We start from the raw sequence: 21,494 nt of genomic DNA, 5'->3' as shown, positions 1-21,494 counted from the left end.
TTTTTAATCACCGAATGCTTAGTGTCGGAAATGCCTCATGCCGGTAAAGATCATCGCGATGCCGTGTTCGTTAGCCGCAGCAATCACTTCTTCATCACGCATTGAGCCACCAGGCTGGATGATCGCTTTTACGCCAGCCTCAGCAGCAGCATCAATCCCATCTCTGAACGGGAAAAAGGCGTCGCTTGCCAGTACGCTATCATGAGCATCTAACCCTTCATCGCGAGCCTTGCGTGCAGCAATGAGTGAAGAATAGACGCGGCTGGTTTGTCCGGCGCCAATGCCAATCGTTGCTCCGTCTTTAGCAAGCACAATAGCGTTTGATTTAACCGATTTAACAATCCGCCAGGCAAAGAGTAGATCGTTGAGTTCTTGATGACTGGGTTCGCGTTTACTGACAACTTTCAGGTCTTCCCGACACACATTACCGTTATCCCAGTCTTGCACTAAGATCCCACCGTGTACGCTGGTAATCTGCCATTCATCTTCTTCGTGACCACTACTGGAAATTTCTAAAACCCGGATGTTGGCTTTTTGTTCGAAGACTTCCAGCGCGTCTTTGCTGTAAGCTGGTGCCAAGATCACTTCCACAAACTGGCGGCTAAGAATTTCTTGTGCAGTCCGTTCATCGACCCCGCGGTTAAACGCGATGATGCCACCAAAGGCTGAGGTGGGATCGCAGCGGTGTGCCAGATCATAAGCTTCCATCACATTTTCACCCGTAGCTGCCCCACACGGATTAGCGTGCTTAACAATCACACAAGCGGCTTCTTCATCAAAGCGCAAAACGGCAGAAAGGGCTGCGTCTGCATCAGCAATATTATTGTAAGACAACGCCTTACCTTGATGCTGGACGGCGGTGGCAAGGCTGCTGCCGATTGGCGATAGTGATTTATAAAAGGCTGCATTTTGGTGCGGGTTTTCACCATAACGCAGCGTTTCAACCAGGGCATAGTTGCGTTGTAATTGCTTTGGAAAAGCTTGCTCTGTGGTTTGAATGCCAAAGGCTTGGTTAAGGTATTGTGCAATCGCCTGATCGTATCCGGCGGTATGCGCGAAGGCTTTGGCAGCGAGCTCTCGACGTAATTTGAGATTTAAGTGTCCATTTTCTACTGCGCTAATCACATTAGGATAATCGGTTGGGTCCACCACAATACCAACGTGTGCGTGATTTTTCGCTGCAGCGCGTACCATCGTTGGGCCACCGATATCAATTTGTTCAATCGCCTCTTCAAGGGTTACATCGGGTTTGGCAATCGTTTCTCGGAAGGGGTATAGGTTAACCACCACCAAATCAATCGCGCTGATGTCATGTTCTGCCATCACACTGTCATCCTCACCGCGTCGTGCGAGGATGCCGCCATGAATATTCGGATGTAGCGTTTTTACCCGTCCCCCCATAATTTCTGGAAAGCCGGTATGATCGCTGACGTCAGTGACAGCGATACCGGCGTCGCGTAACGCTTTTGCTGTGCCGCCGGTGGATAATAAGGTTACACCCGCTGCGCTTAAGCGTTTTGCGAAATCGATTAAGCCACTTTTATCAGCAACGCTGAGTAAGGCTGTTTTTGGGGTGATAGCGTGCGTATTCATTGAAACTCCAAGCAGTGCTTCTCATTTTTTAACGTAAACTGCGCATTATACGTAACTTACCCTCATTATTATATAATCGCGTGAAAAACGGCGACAGGGTGGAGTCGCTTTGTTAAAATAATCGATTATCTTGAGTGAGAGTTAGGACACCGGTATGCGCTGGATTGTAGCAGGAATATTGAGTTTGCCCACAGCGGCGCTGGCGTTGCAATGTGCGGTTGATCCTTTAGCGCAATATACCGAACTCGGTGGTGATCCAACCCAGCGAAAAGTCAATATAGAAGCTGATACTTCAAGTGGTAACTACGATCAGGTGCAATTTGCTGGTGATGTGGCATTAAGGCAGGGCGATAAGCATTTATTTGCACCAAAACTTGATTATGATGGTGCCACGTCAATGGTTTTTACCGAAGATAAAACGACTTTCGGTTCACCAGAAGCAGCGATGATTGGCACAAGCGCGCAGTATGATCTGACCAATGAAGTGATTACGGTGGACCAGGCGCAATATTATTTACGTGGCTCGGCGATAAACTCTTTGGGCGAGGCTAAAGAGGTGCGAATTAATCGTGCTACCAATATCAACGAATTTGACGAAGTGAGTTGGACGACTTGTGAACGCACTGATCCGATGTGGTCGCTTAAAGCCAATAGTTTGACCATCGATAAAAATATTAACCGCGCAACCGCTTGGCACTCAACGCTACAAATTAAAGGCACCCCTATTTTTTATTTGCCGTATTTCTCTTTTCCAACCGATGATCAGCGAGCTACGGGTTTGTTGGCACCATCGCTGAATACGTCTGAAGACCGTGGTATCGAATTACAAATTCCTTTTTATTGGAATATCGCTCCGAACCAAGATGCGACGTTTACTTTGCGTCCGATGACTAAACGTGGCGTGATGCTCGATGCCGAGTACCGTTTTTTAACTGAACGTCAGCAAGGTAAGCTTTATGGTAGCTATTTACCGAACGATCGGGATGCGGATGGAGAAAACCGCTGGGCAATAAAAGGCAATTATCAGTATCGGTTTAACCCAGATTGGGTATTAAACGCGCAATATCAAGACGTATCAGACTTGGAATATATCCATCATTTTGATAATGATTTATCGATCTATGATGATTGGTATCTTGAACGTTATGCACGGGTTGACGGTCGTACTGACTGGGGGCGCTGGATGTGGCGTTCACAGGATTATGAACGAGTCAGTAACCGCGTATCAGCAAGTAGTATACCCTATTCACGCCTACCACAAATAACCTATACCAACAGTTGGCGCGATGACAATTGGCGCTATACGCTGGATGCAGAATTGGTCCGGTTTTATAAGGATAAGCTTGGCGGTGCGTGGCGTGGGACGATCGATGGATCGGTGGCTTATCGTTGGGACGCGATCTATGGTTATTTAGAACCAAAGCTGAGCCTTAATGCACGGCACTATAATTTTAGTGGCCGCCACGACAGTTTGCACGATGAGAAAGCTACCTCGTTTGTTTTGCCGACGTTTAGTTTAGATGGCAAACTGATTTTTGAGCGTAATCTATCGCTTTTTGGTGAGGGCTGGGTACAAACCTTAGAGCCACGATTGTTCTATCTCTACACGCCGTATCAAGATCAATCTGAAGTCCCTAATTTTGACAGTGCTAACCGTTCGTTGAGCTGGGGATGGCTTTTTGCGCGTAATCGCTTTACCGGCGGGGATCGTATCGGCGATAACCACCAGCTCACTACCGCACTGACCACGCGCTTTTTAAGCGATGAAGACGGACAGGAAAAATTGCGGCTTTCGGTAGGGCAAGTGCAGTATTTTCGTGACCGCCGCGTGCCACTGACGGGCAATAATCTTGACGATCGAGGGCGTTCTGATTTGGTCAGTGAAGGGGTGTATCAAATAGACCGACATTGGCGCCTGCGTGGGCAATCGTTTTGGAATATCGATAAGCATAGCAATCAGCGTAGTGTTTTAGATTTAAGCTATAATCTCGATGCTGATCGCTTTTTCGGCTTAAGTCATCGCTACAAGCGTGATGATTATGATCAAATTTCGCTCTATGGTGTCTGGCGGTTTGATCCACAGTGGCGCGCATTTTTGCGTCAGGATTATTCATTGCGCCACGACCAATCGTTTAATACCTTATTGGGGATTGAATACAACGACTGCTGTTGGGCATGGCGTTTGCTTGGCCAACGTTATCGCGATGAACCAGATTCGAAAGAAGCGCGGAATGCGTTATACTTGGAATTTGTTTTGAAAGGGTTGGGTAATATGGGTAACCGTTCAGGAGCCCTATTGCGTGACGAAATCAATGGCTTCAGGCCATTAGCTGAGGAGAGATCATTCTAATGCGACATTTGCTTATTTCGCTGGTATGTGTGTTATCGGCAGCGACCGGTTGGGCGCTGGATTTTGGTCCGGCAGGTGAGACAAATCTCAAAGGATTAGATGAGATTGCTGTGGTCATCAACGAAGAAACCATAACCCGCCGCCAACTTGCAAAAGAACTCGCGGTTGAGCGCCGCATGCTGCCCAAAGGGATTAATTTACCGGAAGGTGAGATTAATGAACAACTCACCGAACGGGTGATTATGAATCATTTGCTCAAACAAATGGAGCAGCGTGGCGATTTTTCTGCGAGCACTGAAGAAATTGATCGAGCGGTCGCGATGGTTGCGCAACAAAATGGGCTTGATAAAGCGCAGCTATTACGGCGAGTACGACGCGATACTGGATTGGATGAAGCCGCTTTTCGCGCACAAATGGCTTCAAATATTGTGCAAGACAAACTCAAACAGGCGTTGATTGGCCGCAATATCAATATCTCTCCTGCAACCATTGAGACACAAATCGCCCAAATTACCCGTTTAAATGAAACCACTTTGTATTTACAAGATTTATTATTGCCGATTCCCGAAGGCAGTGCGGATGAACGCGGGCCGGCGGTTAAAGAAACCATACGTCAGGTCTCTGAAGCTTTGAATGAACACAATGATGATTTGGCGCAGGTGGCTCAGGTTGTTCCTAAAGCAAAGTTTGTTGATTTGGGTGCGGTCAATATAGCGCAAGTGCCACCACGCTTTGCTGAGGCGGTCAGTAGGTTATCGAGTGGTGAGGTACTCTCTACTCCGGTGGTTGACCAAGATGGCATGCACTTTTTGAAAGTGCGCGCTAAACAAAGTCAATCAGGTCAGGCGGTTGTAGATCAAGCTAATGTGGCGCATATTTTATTGCGTGCTCAGGGTAAAGAAGATTTTATCGCCCAACAGCGGATTGCTGAGCAATTGGTTAGCCAATTGCAGCAAGGTGCGGATTTTGCCGAAGTGGCGCGTCGCTATTCGCAAGATCCTACCTCAGCCGTACGTGGTGGTGAGTTAGGTTGGGTTGGTGCTGATGAGATGGTGCCGGAGTTTGCCCAGGCGATGCTTCAAGTACCATTAGGTGAGATCACGGCCCCTGTACAAACGCCTTATGGCTGGCATATTTTAAAAGTGAACGATCGCCGACAGGTCGATCGCAGCGATGATGTGTTGCGCGCGCGCATTCGCGAAAGTCTCTACAATAAATATTTAGAAGACGCTTGGCAGCAGCGCTTAATTCAGCTGCGTCAGCAAGCGTATGTCGAGATCCGTTAACAAGCAGATTTTAATTACCAGCGGTGAGCCGGCAGGTATTGGACCGGATTTGTGCCTGCTTGCCGCCGCGCAAAATGCGTTACAAGATGCGGTGGTGATTGGTTGCCCAATATTATTTGCTGAGCGCGCAGCCCAGTTGGGTATTGATGTGGCTCAAGCCATATACCCACAGCGCGCAGCCCTCACAATTCTACCGCTACCCACGCGAGCGTCTGTTACTGCTGGCGAGCTTAATCCTGCTAATGCGGCATACGTTCTTAATATGTTGCGTTCGGCAGCAACACGCGTCAGCGAAGGTGAGTTTGCGGCGTTAATGACCGCGCCAATCCATAAAGGGGTGATTAACGACAGCGGGGTAACCTTTAGCGGACATACCGAATTCTTTCAAGCACTCGCTGAGGTTGATAAAGTGGTGATGATGCTTGCCTGCGCGGATTTACGTGTAGCACTGGTGACCACCCATTTACCGCTTCGCGATGTCGTGGATGCGATTACTGCAGAAGCTATTCGTGACACAGTGCGAATTACTGAGCAGGCATTGCGCGATCACTTCGCGTTGCCTAAGCCGCGCATCGCGGTATGTGGGCTTAACCCTCATGCCGGAGAACAAGGTCATTTGGGCGACGAAGAACTGCGTGTGATTACGCCAACCCTTAATGCACTGCGCAAACAAGGCTTAGACATCACAGGTCCGCTACCGGCGGATACGCTCTTTGTCCCACGCTATAGCGACCAATACGATGCGATCATCGCGATGTATCATGATCAAGGATTGCCGGTGCTTAAAGCCCGTGGTTTTGGCCAGGCGGTGAATATCACGCTCGGCCTGCCTTATATCCGTACCTCGGTCGATCATGGTACTGCTTTGGATTTAGCTGGAAGTGGTCAGATTGATACTGGTAGCTTTCTTGCCGCCCTCGAATTAGCACAAACCCTAAACACAGATAAGGATAAATGTCATGGCTGAAGTGCGTGCCGCAAAACATCTGGGTCAGCATTTCTTAGTAGATGAGCGAGTGATCGATCAATTAGTTAGCGCGATTGATCCACGTGCCGGTGAATCACTCGTTGAAATTGGCCCAGGATTAGGCGCGCTGACGTTACCTTTGCTGCGCGAAAGTGGCGCAATGAGTGCGATTGAATTTGATCGAAGGGTACTTGAACCCTTACAAATTAAAGCAGATCGTATCGGTCAGCTGAACCTGATCAATGCAGATATTTTACAGGTAGATTTTACCTCTCTTGGTTTGGCTTCACCCCTAAAAGTGGTTGGTAATTTACCGTATAACTTATCTTCACCGATCATTTTTCACTGCCTTGCACAACGCAACTTGATTAGCGATATGGTCTTTATGTTGCAAAAAGAAGTGGTCGAGCGCGTGTGTGCCGAACCGGGTAGTAAAGCCTATGGGCGTTTGAGTATTATGGTGCAGCTGTATTGCGCGTGTGAGGCGCTGTTTGATATTGCCCCAGATGCGTTTGATCCGCCACCAAAAGTCGATTCTGCGGTTGTACGGCTAACCCCACTGGCCGAGCCAGCTTGGCATGTTGAGGATTTTGCACGATTTGACGAGCTGGTGCGTGCGGCGTTCACCCAGCGGCGTAAAATGGTACGTAAATCGTTGCAGCAATACTTTAGTGCAGAGGATTTCGCCGTGCTCGGTATTGATCCGACGGCGCGTCCGGAAACGTTATCCGGTGAGGCATTTGCGCGGTTGGCGGACTATCGGAGGACATCATGAAAGATACCTTGGTTATCATTACCGGTCACAGTCGAGGCTTAGGCGCGGCGTTAGCTCACACCTGGCTTGAACGTGGTGCTGCTGTGTGTGGGATTGCTCGTCATGGTAACCCTGAATTGCATGGAAAATATGGCGAAAAGTTACGCGAGGTCACCCTGAATCTGGCCGATGAACAAGCGCTGATTGCCTGGTTAGCGAGCGCCGAATGGGAAGAATTATGCGCCAGCTATCGCACGATTTGGTTGTTTAATAACGCAGGCACCGTGCAGCCTTCATGCATTCTTGGTGAGCAAGACACGCAGCAGATTGCTTTAGCGGTCGCGCTTAATGTCACAGCGCCTTTATTGCTCGCCAACGCAGTAGCCGCACGACAAGCTAAGGGCAATAGCACCCGCATCGTGCATATTTCCAGTGGTGCAGCCAATAAAGCCTATCCTGGCTGGTCGGTTTATGGCGCGAGTAAAGCAGCGCTCGATCAGCACGCACGTAACGCCTCGATAGAACGCAGTGGTGCTAAGGTCGTAAGTATTGCGCCAGGTGTTGTCGATACCGCGATGCAGGCAGAGCTGCGCGAAAGTGAGGATTTTCCGATACGTCACCGTTTTGTTGATCTCTATACTGATAAAGAATTGCAATCGGCTGATGAAACGGCACAACAAATCGTTGATTATGCGCTGAGTCATGCGTTTGCCAAACAAGCGGTGATTGATATTCGCGCGCTTAGTTAATCGTGATAATGCCCTTGGTTTGTGAAGGTCGATTAGAACAATAACAAACGATAATTTATGCTATGCTGGTCGGTGAACCCCTTCGTTGAGGATCGCTGAATGCACGCTCTATCGCTAACCCAGCCACCGTTTGATTTATTGAGCGCCTCACAACGTGAGCGATTGCAGCGCAGCGCAGAAGTGGTTTATCTCACTAAAGACGAAACGCTTGATGAAAGCTTGCGTGGCGATGTTTTTGTGGTGATCAAAGGCAGTATCGAGCAACGTCGTGGAGATGACTTTCATGCTCAAGCCTACCCAGATGACTGGTTTACCACCAGCAACGCGGATTTACGCATTCTAGCGAGCGAAAACAGCTTGCTTTATCGACTGGCACAAACGGCTATTCTTGACGTTTGTGCAGAGAATGATGGCTTTGCTGCGTTGTTTTCTGATCGCTTACAAGAGCGTCGGCTTGCCAGTCAGAAATCGCGCCAAGAAACGCAAACGCTGATGTTTAAAAAAGTGCGCGATTGCTATTTACGCGAACCACAGTTTATTCATGCTTCAGCAAGTATTTTAGAAGCCACACGTGCATTACGCGCGAACAGTAGTGGGCATATTTTGGTGCATCAGCACAAACGGGTGGGTATGTTTTCCAGTACGAATCTATGCGATGCAGTGATCGCTGGCGTGGATGTGCGGCAAACTGAAGTGGAACAATTCACCCACTTTAAGCTGGTAACGATTCATCAGGATAAAGAGCTTAGCGAAGCACTGCAGATGATGGTGTCAAACCGTATTCGTCGCCTGCCCGTGCTCGATGATGAGGGAAAGATTATTGGTGTGTTGGGGCAAATCGATCTATTGAGCTTCTTTACCAACCACTCGCATTTAATCGCGCTCGATATTGAGCAGGCCAAAGACCTTGACGCGCTCGATAAGGCCGCAGATAAAATTGGTGAATACATCCGCTCGCAATACGAGAATGGGGTGAAAACGAGCGTGATCAGCTCGATGGTGCAAACGCTTAACCTGCAAGTCTTTACCCGCCTGTGGCACTTGCTTGCGCCTAAAGAAATTATTGAAAATACCTGCCTGTTTGTGATGGGCTCAGAAGGGCGAGGCGAACAAATTTTACGCACCGACCAAGATAATGGATTGATTCTCGCTGACGGGTTTAGCGATCCACGTCTTGATGAGGTGGCAGAACAATTCAACGCAGCGTTAGCGAAGATGGGGTATCCGCTGTGTGATGGCCATATTATGCTCAATAACCCACTGTAGCGTCAGTCGCTGAGCGATTTTAAACGCACCGCCTCGCGCTGGTTGGATTTAGAGAATATGGAAGCGATGATGCATCTATCTACCTTTTTAGATGCGCGTGCGGTGTGTGGTAAAACCGAACTGTTAGATGAACTCAATGCACATGTGCACGCTGAGCGACAACATGCGCCAACCGGACTGATCAACCATTTCGCTAAAGCGGCGTTGCAATTTGGCGATAGCCAATCGTGGTGGCAAAAGTTTTTACCTGGTGGTGAAAGTAATACGCTCAATATGAAAAAAGCCGGTATTTTCCCGATCGTGCATGGGGTGCGTGCAATGGCGTTTGAATTAGGAGTGAGCGCCACGAGTACCAGAGAGCGCTTACACGCGTTAGTCCAAGCGAACGTGATGGACGCCTCACGCGCGCAAAATCTCACCGAAGCGTTAGATTTCTTTATGGCACAACGCTTAAAAACGGCGCTGGAAGCGAGCAGCAAAGGCGAGCGAAAGAGCGTCAATCCGATGACGATGAGTGCGCTCGAGCGAGATGTACTCAAAGAATGTTTAAATATCGTCAAAGAATTTAAAGCCTCGCTGAGTAATCGCTATCATCTGGGGATGTTTTGATGTTCGCTGCATGGGGGCGTCGCAAAAAGATCGAGCAAGCGGGTTTTCATCAATTACTTGGCAAGGCGAAAGATGATGAATTTGTCTGTATCGATTGCGAGATGACTGGCTTAGATAAACGACAAGACGCGCTGTTAAGCATTGCCGCGATTCATATCAACGGTAAGCGGATATTGAGTGGTAGCGCGCGACAGTGGGTCTGTAAACCACCAGCGATGCCGACGGCAGAAACTATCCGAATCCATGGTCTGCGCCCCGAAGATGTGGCTAACGGGATTAGCTACGCTGAGCTATTCGCTGAATTCTTGCCGTTTATTGGCGCGCGTACGATCGTTGGCTATCATATTGGCCTAGATAAAGGGTTTCTCGATCAGCAATGCCAGAAAACCTTAGGTTTTAGCTTGCCGAATCGCACCCTTGATATCGGCCATTTATTCGTCAAACGCCAGCAACGGCGCAGCGGCAATGAACACGTTGATAAACGCTTTGCCACCATCATGCACGAACTCGCCATTCCCACACTCAGCGCCCACGATGCCTATCACGATGCGCTAATGACCGCGATGGCATTTATGGTGTTGCGTTAGGTGTTTAGGTGTGCTGCTTAGCGTAAGCGAGTGCCGCATTGATGGCGGCTCGAGCTTGTGGACTGTTTTGCCAACATGAGCTTTGGGTGATGACGCTTCCTTGGTATAGGATGCTATCAACATCTGCCTGCGCTAATGACTCAAGGCTATCGAAGCCCATCATCTCCAGGCGTTTAACCACCGTTTCACCAATGCCTTTAATCCCAAGCAACTGTTTACGTTCTTGGGGATTAAATCGAGTCATTTATGCGAGTGATTTGCTGAGTTTATCGAGTGTGGCGTTGATAAACTTGTAGCTGTCTTCAGCGCCAAATTGCTTGGCAAGTTCGATCGCCTCATTAATACTCACACTCGAGTGAATATCCGGGCAGTGTTGTAGCTCATAGCCACCAATCCATAAAATGGCGCGCTCAGTCGGGTCAAGCATCTTGGGTTGACGACTCATAAAAGCTGCGTAGCTTTCTTCTAAGACTTCATATTGTGTGCTGATGTATTCGTAAGCGGCGTCAAAATAGAGTGCGTCAATATCGCCGTTTCGTGGGTCGATCAGACGGTTGTGGTAGGTTTCTTTCGCATCACCACCGCTGATCTGCCATTGATACAGGGTTTGTACCAATAGGCGGCGGGCGCGTGAGCGTTGTTCAATGGCTTGGCGTTTTAAATTTGGCGGATTACTCATGCTCTTCTCAATCAATTTGACGTAATAAACTGACCATCTCAATCGCAGCGAGTGCGGCGTCAGCGCCTTTATTACCGGCTTTTGTGCCAGCGCGCTCCAGCGCTTGTTCAATACTGTTGGTGGTTAGTACGCCGTTAATCACAGGGATGTCGTGCTTGAGCGCCACTTGGCTTAAGCCTTTAGACGACTCGTTAACCACGACCTCAAAATGCGCGGTTGCCCCACGGATCACTGCGCCTAGGGCAATGATCGCGTCATAACGCTTACTCGCAGCAAGGCGTTGCGCGGCAATCGGCAGTTCGTGCGCGCCTGGTACATAAATGATATCAATCTGTTCAGCGCTCACGCCATGACGAATAAGCGCATCAATCGCGCCGCCTTCGAGTTTGCTGACGATCAGCTCGTTAAAACGGGCACAGATAATGGCGTAGCGCGCATTAGCATCGCTAAATTGGCCTTCGATACGTTTGGGTTGTTGGCTCATGAATCGTTCCTAAAATCAGTGTGGGGTCAGGTATTCGCTAACTTCTAAATGATAGCCGGAAATACCGGTGAATTTATATGGTGTCGACAGCAGGCGCATTTTACCGACGCCTTGATCGGCCAGAATTTGTGCGCCGATCCCATAGGTTCGTAAATCTTGTTCGGCGGCGCGTTTGGGCGGTGCCTCATGGTGGGCAAAAGCATGCATTCTTTTTAAAATATCGTGTTTGCTTTGCCCCTCGTCAAGCACGACAATAATCCCGCTGTCTTCTTTGGCGAGATATTGTAGCGCATCATCGATCGAAAAGGTGCGTTCGCTGAGTTCCGCTTGGAATAAATCGCTAAACATATTTTGCACATGCACGCGCACAAACGTCGGAACTTCCGGGTTAATCGATCCTTTGATCAGAGCATAATGCAGGCTTTGATCAATTGTGCTTTGATAAGTTACCAGCGTAAATATGCCGTGCGCGGTGGGTAGCTCACATTGTCCAATCGCCGCGACTGTTTGCTCGCGCGCTAGTCGGTACTCGATTAAATCGGCAATCGTGCCGATTTTTAAGCCGTGTTCATTGGCAAACAGCTCTAAATCGCCACGTCGTGCCATCGTGCCATCGTCTTTTAAGATTTCGACAATGACTGCCGCGGGTTCACATTCGGCTAAACGCGCAAAGTCGCAACCGGCTTCGGTGTGTCCGGCGCGGGTGAGTACGCCGCCTTCGCGGGCCACGATGGGAAAGATATGTCCAGGTTGGACTAAATCATTGGGATGGGCGGTTGGGCTGACCGCTGCTTGGATGGTACGCGCGCGATCGTGTGCGGAAATGCCGGTAGTCACACCCTCAGCGGCTTCAATTGATACGGTAAAATTGGTCGTAAACGCTGAGGCGTTGTTGGTTGCCTGTGGCCAAAGCTTTAGTTGGTCGTTGCGCGCTTGGGTGATCGTTAAACACACCAAGCCACGGCCGTAACGCGCCATAAAGTTAATCGCCTCAGGCGTGATGTGTTCAGCAAGCATCATCAAATCGCCTTCGTTCTCGCGATCCTCATCGTCCATGATAATCACCATTTTGCCGGCTTTAAGGTCGGCGATGATCGCTTCTGTGGGATGAATTGCCATAGTGGTTCCTTAATAGCCTAAGGCGCGCAGGCGCTCAAGGCTTAATGTTGGTGTGGATTCTTTATCTTGTAATAACCGCTCAATATAGCGTGCGAGCAGATCAACTTCGAGATTAACCGCAGTGTTGATCTGGTAATCATCAATAATCGTGCGCGCCAAAGTGTGTGGGACAATATTGACGCTAAATGTATGTTCTGTGACATTGTTCACCGTCAGGCTGACCCCGTCGATAGTTATGGAGCCTTTAGCGGCGATGTAGCGACTGAGTGCGTCAGGCGCGCGGAAGGTTAAGCGTTCGCTGCGCGCATCTTGCTTGCGACTGAGTAGTTCGCCAACACCATCGACATGCCCGCTCACTAAATGTCCACCTAAGGGAGTGGACAGGGTGAGCGCGCTTTCGAGGTTCACACGATCGCCTAGAGCTAAAGCGCCGAGGGTGGTGTGGGTTAAGGTTTCCACCGAAACATCGGCACTAAATGTATGGGTATCTAACGCAACAGCAGTTAAACACACGCCGTTGACTGCGATGCTATCGCCTAAGTTGCAAGCGCTAAAATCAAAGTCAGGGGCGGTGATGGTCAGGGTTTGATCTTCGCCGTGTGGTTGGCGGTCGCTAAGCTGGCCGGTGCAAGCAATAATCCCGGTAAACATGGCTTAAAATCCTATGGTTTTGCGGTGAGGGTGAAACGCCAGTCCTCGCCAATGCGCACCCCTTCGCTGATTTGCAGCGCCATTTTAGCAGATAGCGATGTGGGTGGGGTAATCGGCATCATGCCACGAGAACCCTCACCAAGAAACGTTGGTGCGAAATACAGCACGATTTCTTGAAATAACCGCTGTTCGGTAAACGCTGCCGCCAGTCCCGCGCCTGCTTCCACCCAAACGCTATTGATCTGTCGCCTGCCGAGCTCATCAAGCAGCGCAGATAAATCAACTTTCCCTTGTGCGTTTGCTGGCAGGCGCAAGATTTCAGCATGTTCTGGATAAGATTTATGCGCAGCCTTGTCGGTGGTCGCCAAAATAACTGGCGTACCATCATCGAAAATCGCGGCATCAATCGGGGTGCGTAATTGGCTATCGATGACGATTTTTAACGGTTGATTACTGGCTAGTTCGGTCGGGTAGCGCGCGTTTAGGCGTGCGTTATCGTCGATCACACTGCCGCAACCGGCAATAATCGCATCGCTTCGTAAGCGCCAGTAATGCGAATCCAAAAGTGATTCAGCGCTGCTGATCCATTGACTTTCGCCTGAAGGAAGTGCTGTTTTGCCATCAAGAGAGGCGGCGATTTTTACGCGTACATAGGGGCGTTTTTCTTTGTAGCGATGAAAAAAACCTCGGTTGATGGCGAGTGCTTCATCAGCAAGTACACCCACTGTGACGGTAATCCCAGCATCTTCGAGTAGTGAGATGCCCTTGCCGTGCACTTGAGGGTTCGGATCGATACAGGCGATCACGACGCGCTTAACGCCTGAAGCAATCAGGGCGTCGGTACACGGTGGGGTGCGGCCATGATGCGCGCAAGGCTCTAGCGTGACGTATGCTGTTGCGTCTTTGGCGGCAACGCCCGCTTGTTTGAGCGCGTGGACTTCAGCGTGTGCCTCACCAGTGCGTTCATGAAAACCTTCACCGATGATTCGGTTATTTTTGACCAGCACACAGCCAACTGCCGGATTGGGTGCGGCAGAAAAAATGCCCCGTTTCGCCAGCGCAATGGCGCGGCGCATATAATCGACGTCGTTGTCCATTAGTCGTTGCTGAGTTCGTCGATGGTTTTTTGAAAGGCGGCGACATCAGCAAAGCTGAGATACACCGAGGCAAAACGAATGTAGGCAACATGGTCGATGGCTTTCAAACCATCCATCACCCATTGCCCGATGCGTTTGGACGGGATCTCACGCTCGCTATAGTGACGCATACGTTGCTCGATGGTATCAATGAGGTTATTGACCGTATCAATACTCACCGAGCGCTTTTCGACCGCACGTAACAAACCGCGCCGCAATTTTTCTGAATCGTATTGTTCGCGTGTACCGTCTTGTTTAACCACTAAAGGCAGGGAAACTTCGGCTTCTTCGTAGGTGGTAAAGCGTTCGCCACAATCAGGATTCAAACATTCACGACGGCGGCGCACACGTGCACCATCATGCACTAAACGGCTATCAATGACTTTGGTTTCGCTATAACCACAAACCGGACAATACACCGATCTACCTTAAGACTGTTGATAGACCGGGAACTTCGCGCACAATTTACTAACTTTCTCGCGCACGTTAAGGATCACTTCCTCGTTGTCAATGTCATCGAGAATATCGCACATCCAGGTGGCAACTTGTTTGGCTTCGCTTTGTTTGAAGCCACGCGTGGTGATCGCCGGGGTACCGATACGAATGCCGCTGGTGACAAATGGTGATTGCGGATCGTTAGGTACACTGTTTTTATTCACCGTAATGTGTGCGCGACCTAAAGCGGCATCAGCAGCTTTGCCGGTGAGTTCCTTTTTGATCAAGCTAATCAGTAACAGGTGGTTCTTTGTGCCGCCCGAAACGACATCATACCCACGGGCCATAAACACTTTAGCCATCGCTTTAGCGTTATCCAGCACTTGTTCTTGATATTGCTGGAAGCTAGGATCAAGCGCTTCTTGGAAGGCAACCGCTTTAGCTGCGATCACATGCATCAAAGGACCGCCTTGGATGCCAGGGAAGATCGCTGAATTGAGTTTTTTCTCAATATCCGGGTTGGCTTTAGCCAAAATAATCCCACCACGAGGGCCACGAAGGGTTTTGTGCGTGGTTGAGGTTACGACATCAGCGTGAGGAATAGGGTTAGGATAAACGCCTGCGGCTACGAGTCCGGCAAAATGCGCCATATCAACGAGTAAATACGCACCAACGCTGTCGGCGATCTCACGGAAACGCTCAAAATCGAGTAATTGTGAGTAGGCAGAATAGCCAGCGATAATCATTTTTGGCTGGTGTTTTTCAGCCATTTGCTGCACATGATCGTAATCAATCAAGCCTGTTTTGCCGTCGATGCCGTAGTGGACGGCGTTATACGTGCGGCCTGAAAAGTTTACCGGCGAGCCGTGGGTAAGGTGACCACCGTGCGCTAAATCCATACCCAGTACGGTATCACCCGCTTCGAGCAGCGCAAGGAATACCGCTGCATTGGCTTGTGAACCGGAGTGCGGCTGAACGTTGGCGTAATCGGCGCCAAATAAGGTTTTGACGCGTTCAATGGCGAGTTTCTCTACTTTATCGACGTGCTCACAGCCACCGTAATAACGTTTTTCTGGGTAGCCTTCAGCGTATTTATTGGTTAAATAGCTGCCTTGGGCTTGCATCACCCGAGGGCTTGTGTAGTTTTCAGAGGCAATCAGTTCAATATGGTTTTCTTGGCGCTTTTCTTCAGCAGCAATCGCCGCTGCTAATTCGTCATCAAAGCCAGCGATGGTCATATCAGTGGAAAACATAAAAAATCCGTGGACAGTTATAAAGTTAGGCGGCATATCTTACTGCGTTCCGCTGGGCAGAGCAATTGGATTGTAAGAAATTATTGATACGAGGTTCTGAATGGAACTATGGGTTATTCATTAAAGAATTGTTTTCACCCGTCCCTTAAACCTACAAACTATTTTTCAACCTACGCCCTAAAATAAGCATGGTGTTTCTTTAGAAATAATTTGTGCATTCATATAACTACGTGATAGTTCGATTGCTAATACATAATCTGGGTTAAAACAAACGCTGGAAAGTGAGCATAAACTGATCTTGATCATAGCTATATAACCAATCAACATTGCTGTTTAAGCGCGTACGTTGCCAAGATAGTTTAGGTGAGAAACCACCTATTTGCCATTGTGGCGCGCTAATGGCGGCGTTAAACGTCCATTTTCGCTCATGCCGAGTTTGTTCAAGAAGGGCGTTGTAGGCATTGTAATCAATCTCGTAGAATGCACCACCTAAACTGGCCATAAAGCCTTGTGCAAAAAGCTTGTCAACGCTAAGGCGGATGCCTTTTTGTTGATAGCTGTTAACCGCTTGATCTGTGTCACGACGCAGATAATCGAAACCAATATGACTACGCCAACCCTCAGGCCAAGCTGTGCTAAACGTGACATGGATATTGTTATCAGTGCTGTTGTTTTGTTGATAATCAGCATGTGTGTAACGAATAGTTTTGTGCTCGGCATACATATCCCATGCCATTGTATTGTTGGGTTGAATTCGCCATTGTGCGGCGACCCCCACACCATTGAACTGTTGATGATTGGCTTCTCTATGCCCTATCCATATTGGACCAAATGAGAAATGTTGTGTTGCATTGGCAAATTGATAGCCGGCACCTAATTGAATGGTGGTTTTGTTATAGGTAAGATAATTAGGGATTTGTTGACCATAAATCAAACCGCGACCGTAGAGGCCGTGATGTCCTCTTAAAGGCCAGTATTTGCTCAGGGTGCCTTCATAGCCTAGTCCACTGGTAGCAATGGCAGCCGGTGTGGATCGTTCAACAAGGCATACTTTCTGATAGGAAAATAAGCATTGGTTTGTTTCACTGCTTTGGTTAATATTATTATCTGTGATCAGACCTAAAGAAACGCTTCCCTGCCAACGCTCACGCATACCTAATGCTTGCTGGTAAAGATTGATGTTGTTGCGTACCGTGGGTGGTAATAGCTGGGCATTCAATACACCAAATGCTTGCTGCGCCTCACGATTTTGTTGATCATTAAATAATAATTTAGCTAAATCTAGGCGTGCACGGATAAAGTCTGGTGCTTGATCTAAGGTTTGACGATATCCTTGCTCGGCAGCACGGGTTCGACCTTCTAAGCGAGCAAGACTGGCTTGTGCGTAAAGCCAAAGAGGATCATTGTGGTAGAAACGGTTCGAGTGTTCATTGAGGAATTGGCGTAAAGGTACGGACTGACCTTGGTTAATGGTATCAAACAGAGTAACAATTAACGGATCAACGCCGCTAGGGTTTTGTACTGTACTCTGTGTATTATTGGCGGCAATAGTTGCCAGCAAAGTGGTTTGTTCTTGATTGCGCAGTTGTATGCTTTCTTGCCATAGACGTTGTGCGATCACAGATTCTTCGCCATAGCTGATACCAGTATTCAACACGGTTGTGAGCAACAGCAGTATGCGTGTGATGGTGGCGGTCATAATGAGTATAGGTTATGTTTGATACAATCAAGACGGCTGATATCCATAGAGATACCAGCCATCTATTGCTTACAGTGCAATTAGTTTATTGTTTCTTACCACCAAAAGCAGTATCTAAATTTTTGTTGCTGGCAAAGGTGGCAATGCCAGCTAATTGTGCCGCATTATTACCAAAGAAATGGCCTTCTGTCCCCCCTGGTGTGCTACCAACACTAACCCCACCAGCAAATGAGGCATTATTGCTGTCGATATTTACGTTGTTGCCAAAGTTAATGTCACCAACATTGCCGCTGAGTTTATTGGTGGCAAAGTTAGCGGTTAATGTGCCCGTCATCATGCCATTGTGCTGGTACTGACGAATGCCTTTGACATTGTAAGTAGCACTACCACTGGTAGGCATATTGCTGGTTTTGTCTTTACCCACATACCATACCTGACGATCTGGGGCGTTTAATTCGCCGTTTTGGCTCCATTCTCCAAAATACACTTCGGCTCCAGAAATACTCACGCGTGAGTAATCGTGGGTGCCAATATTTTGAGCATGACTGGCAGGTAAAAAAGGTGTGTTATCATCAAGATGAGTAACGCCGTTCCAATCTGGCCAAGCAATAAATTGCATGCCTAAAAGACTAACATATTTACGATCATTGGGATTGGGAGACATCTTATTGACCATGATCCCTGGGCTGCCTTCAGGGCCAATATGGCCATTAGGATCATCATTGCTATAGTTCGTGCCACCAACTTGAATATAGTTTACGTTGTTGCTTGGCGTACTCTGAGCACCAGCTAATTCCGCCTGAGCACTGTAACTCACACTCAAAGCAAGCACAGATAAAGTCAGTTTAGTTAATTTCTGCATAATATAAACCCCTAAAAACAAATGACAATGATTATTATTAACAATAATCATTGTCATTTTATTTGTCGATGGTTTAAAAATCAATAGTTAGAACGTTTTGCTGAATGTCAACTTAATCGTTCTACCTGGTGCGGGGTTACGGGTACGACTCTGTGGATCGAGAAAGTAGCGATCAGTCAGGTTTGTGCCCGTTAGTTCAACGCTGGTTGTGTCATCAAACTGATAATTGAGGTACGCATCAACCGTTGTCACTTTGTCCCAATATAATGGATTGTTGTAATTTGCTAAAAATTCACGATTCTTATTAGGTTTGCTGTGATGCAAAATGCGTGTACCGATGGTTAAATCGTTATCCACAAAACGTCCACCCAAGCCTAATGAAATGGTGTATTTAGGGGGGACGGTATTTTGCAAATAACCATAAGGATAACCGCCATGGACGCATCCTCCACTGAATTCTTGATAACTAGCAAGAATGGCAGCTGTTTTTTGGTCACACACTTCATTTTTAATTGAGCGTGAGATGCCTAAATCGCCGAAAAAGTGCCCACTATCATAACGTGCCTGCAATTCTGCGCCACTAAGGGTCTGTTTTTCCATGTTACGGAAGCGGAAACGAGTATCCCGATCAATTATATTCTTGGTGATGTTATGGTAATACGCTATTTTGATATCAGCATATTGCGCACTAGGGAAGAACTGCCGTAAATCATGTACATAGCCTAATTCAAAACTGGTGGTGCGTTCTGGTTTAAGCGGCGTGGTATTCATCACTGCATCTCCCCAACCGCCTTCTTTTTGACTACTTGAAGTAAGTGTCGGAATAGCAGAAAAACCAATAGTACTTTCAAACATGCTTGGAAAACGTGCTTTTTGTGCAATCCGTCCGTAAAGACGCGAGTAATCGCTAAAAAATAACGTACCAGAAAGCATTGGCGACCATGCTGATCCTGACCACGTTTCCGGCCAAGGATAATTACGGTAGCCTTTATTATCTTCGCTTTTCATGCGCTGCAGGTGATCGTCGAACGCGCGATAATAACCAAAATTTACTCCAGCGCTGAGTTCCGCCCAATCATTAGGTCGGTAGTCTAGTTTGGCGTTAACGTTTAACTCCTGACGATGCCCCTCACGCGGGTGAGCGCGGAAATTCCACATGCTACTAACAAGTGGTGCTGGTGAAGATCCAATAGCATTTGCGTCCATAAATTCTTGTGTTCTGCCGTACCACCAATTATCTGAAGAGCGCAGCTTTTCATACTGGTAATTCGTCCCTAAAGTTAAATCAACTTTAGGATTTAAATTCATTTTATTGCTGATTGACAGACCAAGGCGGGTATTAGTGGCATTAGTTTGCGAAGAGCGATAGGTTTTATTGATTTTGGGGATCATATCAGGAAAATCACGAAATGCAGCGCAATAAGGTGATGGATAGTAAGGATGACCTGGAACACAAATTTGTTTTAATTGAGCAAAAAAGAAAGTCTCAGCCATGGTTTCCCGAGGCCAACCACCAGAAGTATGGGTGTCGGTGACGGTTCTGGTCAACCATAGATTGGAATTTAAATCAATATATGGGTTAGCTGGTCGCCAACGCCACTCTACATTAGCTGCCATACTATGTAATTTCGACTGCGGCCATTGCGGTAGTTTATGTGCTCCCACACCATAAAGTTTTGCATTAACCACTGAATTTAGGAATGCATCTAAACGCGAAGGTAGAATTTCACCATAGCGGCTGACCGTGTTGCGTAAGCCTAATTGCAACGCGTGCTCATCATTGGGGTGCCAGTTAACTTTGGCCAGCGCAGATGTAGTGGTGGCAGAGGTGTTGAACACTTCATCACCGGGGTGATAAATCCTTGCCATTTTTGCCGTGTTATCCTCTTTTACACTGAAACGAGATTCGTTACTTGAATATAATTCGCTGCCTTTGCTGCCCGCAAAATAATTGCCACGATTCCGATGGACTAGCGCGGCCATTACATCGACGCTTTCCCAACGTTTGCCGATAGCAATACGATACGCCATATCTTGACCAAATTTGTTGCGCCCACCATTATGCGGCGTTTTAATAACATCAGGGTCAATTAGAGGGAAAAAGAGTGGATTTGGTCGAGCAGAATTTGGGTACAAAGGTTTAAATTCATCGCTCAACACATCAACACCTTCGGCGAGTGCTGGAAGGCGTGGCTTCACCGTATTATTACTGCCCTCAAAACGAAAATTAAGGGCAAAATTTTCACCTTCGGGCACAATATCATCAATATCGATGGTATTAATCACCACTGCACCACCCACTGAGCCGTTAACCCCACGCGTCATAGAAGGGCCTTTCTCAACTTGCAAACCGCCGATCAGCATGGGATCAAGGTAATTGCGGTTATTGGCACCGTTGTAACCGCGCCAGACAGTAAGCGCTTGCTCGGTGCCATCGATAATTACTGGCACACGACCTTGTCCCTGAACGCCACGCACATTTGGGTCAATCGCGCCACTATTACGCATATCCCCACTTTGCACACCAATCATGCCGCGAAATATTTCTGCTGGTGCTGAACCTTTGAAGCGTTGTACCTCTTCGAATCCTGCGTAAGTGGTGGAAATATCAAGTGCATAAACGTCTTCATAGCCTTTGGAATCGCGCGCGGCGCCTCCTCTGGTATCGTTAGCACCCAATACAACAATATCATCTAAACTTAATATCTTGCGTGTGGTTTGTTCATCATTAACATCCCGTACACCTGCTTGTTTATCAACGTCTTGTGCCAGAGCGGGTAGCACAGATAACGCCATTGAGGTGGCGAGTACAAGCGCTGTTAGTTTGTTGGTGAAGTGATGCAGGAAATACATATAGCTCTCCAAAAATAGACAAAATGTAATGTTGCGAATATTAATGCATATTTTTGGTAATGGGAAGCGTTATCATTATGATTGGAGGGTTCAACCCTGAAGTGCAACGATTCATATTAACGAGTTGAGAAGTAAGATGTGCTGTGTTGCACTTCGCCTTCA

Annotated in this window: 20 protein-coding genes; 8 read left to right on the top strand and 12 right to left on the bottom strand. The window is 48.0% G+C overall.

All coding sequences use genetic code 11. From position 1 onward, the window contains the following. Nucleotides 1–18 precede the first annotated feature (18 nt). On the bottom strand, nt 19–1,593 hold the full coding sequence (gene purH / locus L0B52_RS04390; RefSeq protein WP_260088713.1) for a bifunctional phosphoribosylaminoimidazolecarboxamide formyltransferase/IMP cyclohydrolase: 1,575 nt from the start codon (nt 1,591–1,593) through the stop codon (nt 19–21). A gap of 154 nt (nt 1,594–1,747) precedes the next feature. Here purH and L0B52_RS04385 point away from each other — a divergent pair, with 154 nt between their 5' ends. From L0B52_RS04385 to L0B52_RS04350, 8 genes are all read left to right on the top strand, one after another. Then, complete coding sequence (locus tag L0B52_RS04385; protein ID WP_235065362.1) at nt 1,748–3,943, top strand: LPS-assembly protein LptD; 2,196 nt, start codon at nt 1,748–1,750, stop codon at nt 3,941–3,943. Beyond that, nucleotides 3,943–5,229, top strand: a complete 1,287-nt coding sequence (locus tag L0B52_RS04380; RefSeq protein WP_235065359.1) for a peptidylprolyl isomerase — start codon at nt 3,943–3,945, stop codon at nt 5,227–5,229. The genes L0B52_RS04385 and L0B52_RS04380 overlap by 1 nt, the downstream gene beginning before the upstream one ends. Then, a complete protein-coding gene (gene pdxA, locus L0B52_RS04375; protein ID WP_235065357.1) occupies nt 5,213–6,196 on the top strand; it encodes a 4-hydroxythreonine-4-phosphate dehydrogenase PdxA in 984 nt (327 codons plus the stop codon). Before L0B52_RS04380 ends, pdxA begins: the two co-directional genes overlap by 17 nt. Beyond that, the gene (gene rsmA / locus L0B52_RS04370; protein ID WP_409202316.1) at nt 6,180–6,971 is read left to right on the top strand and encodes a 16S rRNA (adenine(1518)-N(6)/adenine(1519)-N(6))-dimethyltransferase RsmA; all 792 of its coding nucleotides are present in this window, start codon (nt 6,180–6,182) and stop codon (nt 6,969–6,971) included. The genes pdxA and rsmA overlap by 17 nt, the downstream gene beginning before the upstream one ends. Then, nucleotides 6,968–7,699: an SDR family NAD(P)-dependent oxidoreductase gene (locus tag L0B52_RS04365; RefSeq protein ID WP_235065355.1), complete on the top strand. Its 732-nt coding sequence runs from the start codon at nt 6,968–6,970 to the stop codon at nt 7,697–7,699. The genes rsmA and L0B52_RS04365 overlap by 4 nt, the downstream gene beginning before the upstream one ends. A gap of 99 nt (nt 7,700–7,798) precedes the next feature. Then, nucleotides 7,799–8,965 carry a DUF294 nucleotidyltransferase-like domain-containing protein gene (locus L0B52_RS04360; protein WP_235065353.1) on the top strand — a complete coding sequence of 389 codons (1,167 nt, stop codon included), beginning with the start codon at nt 7,799–7,801 and terminating at the stop codon, nt 8,963–8,965. A gap of 66 nt (nt 8,966–9,031) precedes the next feature. After that, nucleotides 9,032–9,574 carry a putative nucleotidyltransferase substrate binding domain-containing protein gene (locus L0B52_RS04355; protein ID WP_235065352.1) on the top strand — a complete coding sequence of 181 codons (543 nt, stop codon included), beginning with the start codon at nt 9,032–9,034 and terminating at the stop codon, nt 9,572–9,574. Continuing rightward, complete coding sequence (locus L0B52_RS04350; RefSeq protein ID WP_235065350.1) at nt 9,574–10,161, top strand: 3'-5' exonuclease; 588 nt, start codon at nt 9,574–9,576, stop codon at nt 10,159–10,161. Before L0B52_RS04355 ends, L0B52_RS04350 begins: the two co-directional genes overlap by 1 nt. Nucleotides 10,162–10,165: 4 nt before the next feature. On the opposite strand, the gene L0B52_RS04345 is transcribed toward L0B52_RS04350, so the two are convergent. The 11 genes from L0B52_RS04345 to L0B52_RS04295 all read right to left on the bottom strand — a co-directional run bounded on the left by L0B52_RS04345 (nt 10,166) and on the right by L0B52_RS04295 (nt 21,332). Next, on the bottom strand, nt 10,166–10,405 hold the full coding sequence (locus L0B52_RS04345; RefSeq protein ID WP_235065349.1) for a helix-hairpin-helix domain-containing protein: 240 nt from the start codon (nt 10,403–10,405) through the stop codon (nt 10,166–10,168). Next, nucleotides 10,406–10,840: a transcription antitermination factor NusB gene (nusB, locus tag L0B52_RS04340; protein WP_235065348.1), complete on the bottom strand. Its 435-nt coding sequence runs from the start codon at nt 10,838–10,840 to the stop codon at nt 10,406–10,408. It abuts the gene before it with no gap. Between the two features lie 7 nt (nt 10,841–10,847). Then, on the bottom strand, nt 10,848–11,324 hold the full coding sequence (gene ribE / locus L0B52_RS04335) for a 6,7-dimethyl-8-ribityllumazine synthase (RefSeq protein WP_235065346.1): 477 nt from the start codon (nt 11,322–11,324) through the stop codon (nt 10,848–10,850). A gap of 15 nt (nt 11,325–11,339) precedes the next feature. Further along, complete coding sequence (ribBA, locus tag L0B52_RS04330; RefSeq protein ID WP_235065345.1) at nt 11,340–12,443, bottom strand: bifunctional 3,4-dihydroxy-2-butanone-4-phosphate synthase/GTP cyclohydrolase II; 1,104 nt, start codon at nt 12,441–12,443, stop codon at nt 11,340–11,342. Nucleotides 12,444–12,452: 9 nt separating this feature from the next. Continuing rightward, nucleotides 12,453–13,094: a riboflavin synthase gene (locus L0B52_RS04325; RefSeq protein ID WP_235065344.1), complete on the bottom strand. Its 642-nt coding sequence runs from the start codon at nt 13,092–13,094 to the stop codon at nt 12,453–12,455. Between the two features lie 11 nt (nt 13,095–13,105). Continuing rightward, entirely contained in the window at nt 13,106–14,191 is a 1,086-nt protein-coding gene (gene ribD / locus L0B52_RS04320) for a bifunctional diaminohydroxyphosphoribosylaminopyrimidine deaminase/5-amino-6-(5-phosphoribosylamino)uracil reductase RibD (RefSeq protein WP_235065342.1), read from the bottom strand. Further along, nucleotides 14,191–14,649 (bottom strand): transcriptional regulator NrdR, encoded by a 459-nt coding sequence (gene nrdR, locus L0B52_RS04315; protein WP_235065341.1) that lies wholly within the window; start codon nt 14,647–14,649, stop codon nt 14,191–14,193. The genes ribD and nrdR overlap by 1 nt, the downstream gene beginning before the upstream one ends. A 9-nt stretch (nt 14,650–14,658) precedes the next feature. After that, nucleotides 14,659–15,918 carry a serine hydroxymethyltransferase gene (gene glyA / locus L0B52_RS04310; RefSeq protein ID WP_235065340.1) on the bottom strand — a complete coding sequence of 420 codons (1,260 nt, stop codon included), beginning with the start codon at nt 15,916–15,918 and terminating at the stop codon, nt 14,659–14,661. Between the two features lie 262 nt (nt 15,919–16,180). Beyond that, complete coding sequence (locus L0B52_RS04305; protein ID WP_235065338.1) at nt 16,181–17,617, bottom strand: porin family protein; 1,437 nt, start codon at nt 17,615–17,617, stop codon at nt 16,181–16,183. An 85-nt stretch (nt 17,618–17,702) separates the two neighbouring features. Further along, entirely contained in the window at nt 17,703–18,479 is a 777-nt protein-coding gene (locus L0B52_RS04300; RefSeq protein WP_235065337.1) for a Slam-dependent surface lipoprotein, read from the bottom strand. Between the two features lie 87 nt (nt 18,480–18,566). Then, nucleotides 18,567–21,332, bottom strand: a complete 2,766-nt coding sequence (locus L0B52_RS04295; protein WP_235065336.1) for a TonB-dependent receptor domain-containing protein — start codon at nt 21,330–21,332, stop codon at nt 18,567–18,569. Nucleotides 21,333–21,494: the final 162 nt, after the last annotated feature.

The organism is Suttonella sp. R2A3 (assembly GCF_021513215.1).
In the GTDB taxonomy this organism is placed as follows: Bacteria; Pseudomonadota; Gammaproteobacteria; order Cardiobacteriales; family Cardiobacteriaceae; genus JAHUUI01.
The sequence above is the reverse complement of the archived record's forward strand: the minus strand, read 5'-3'. Positions and strand labels throughout refer to the sequence as shown.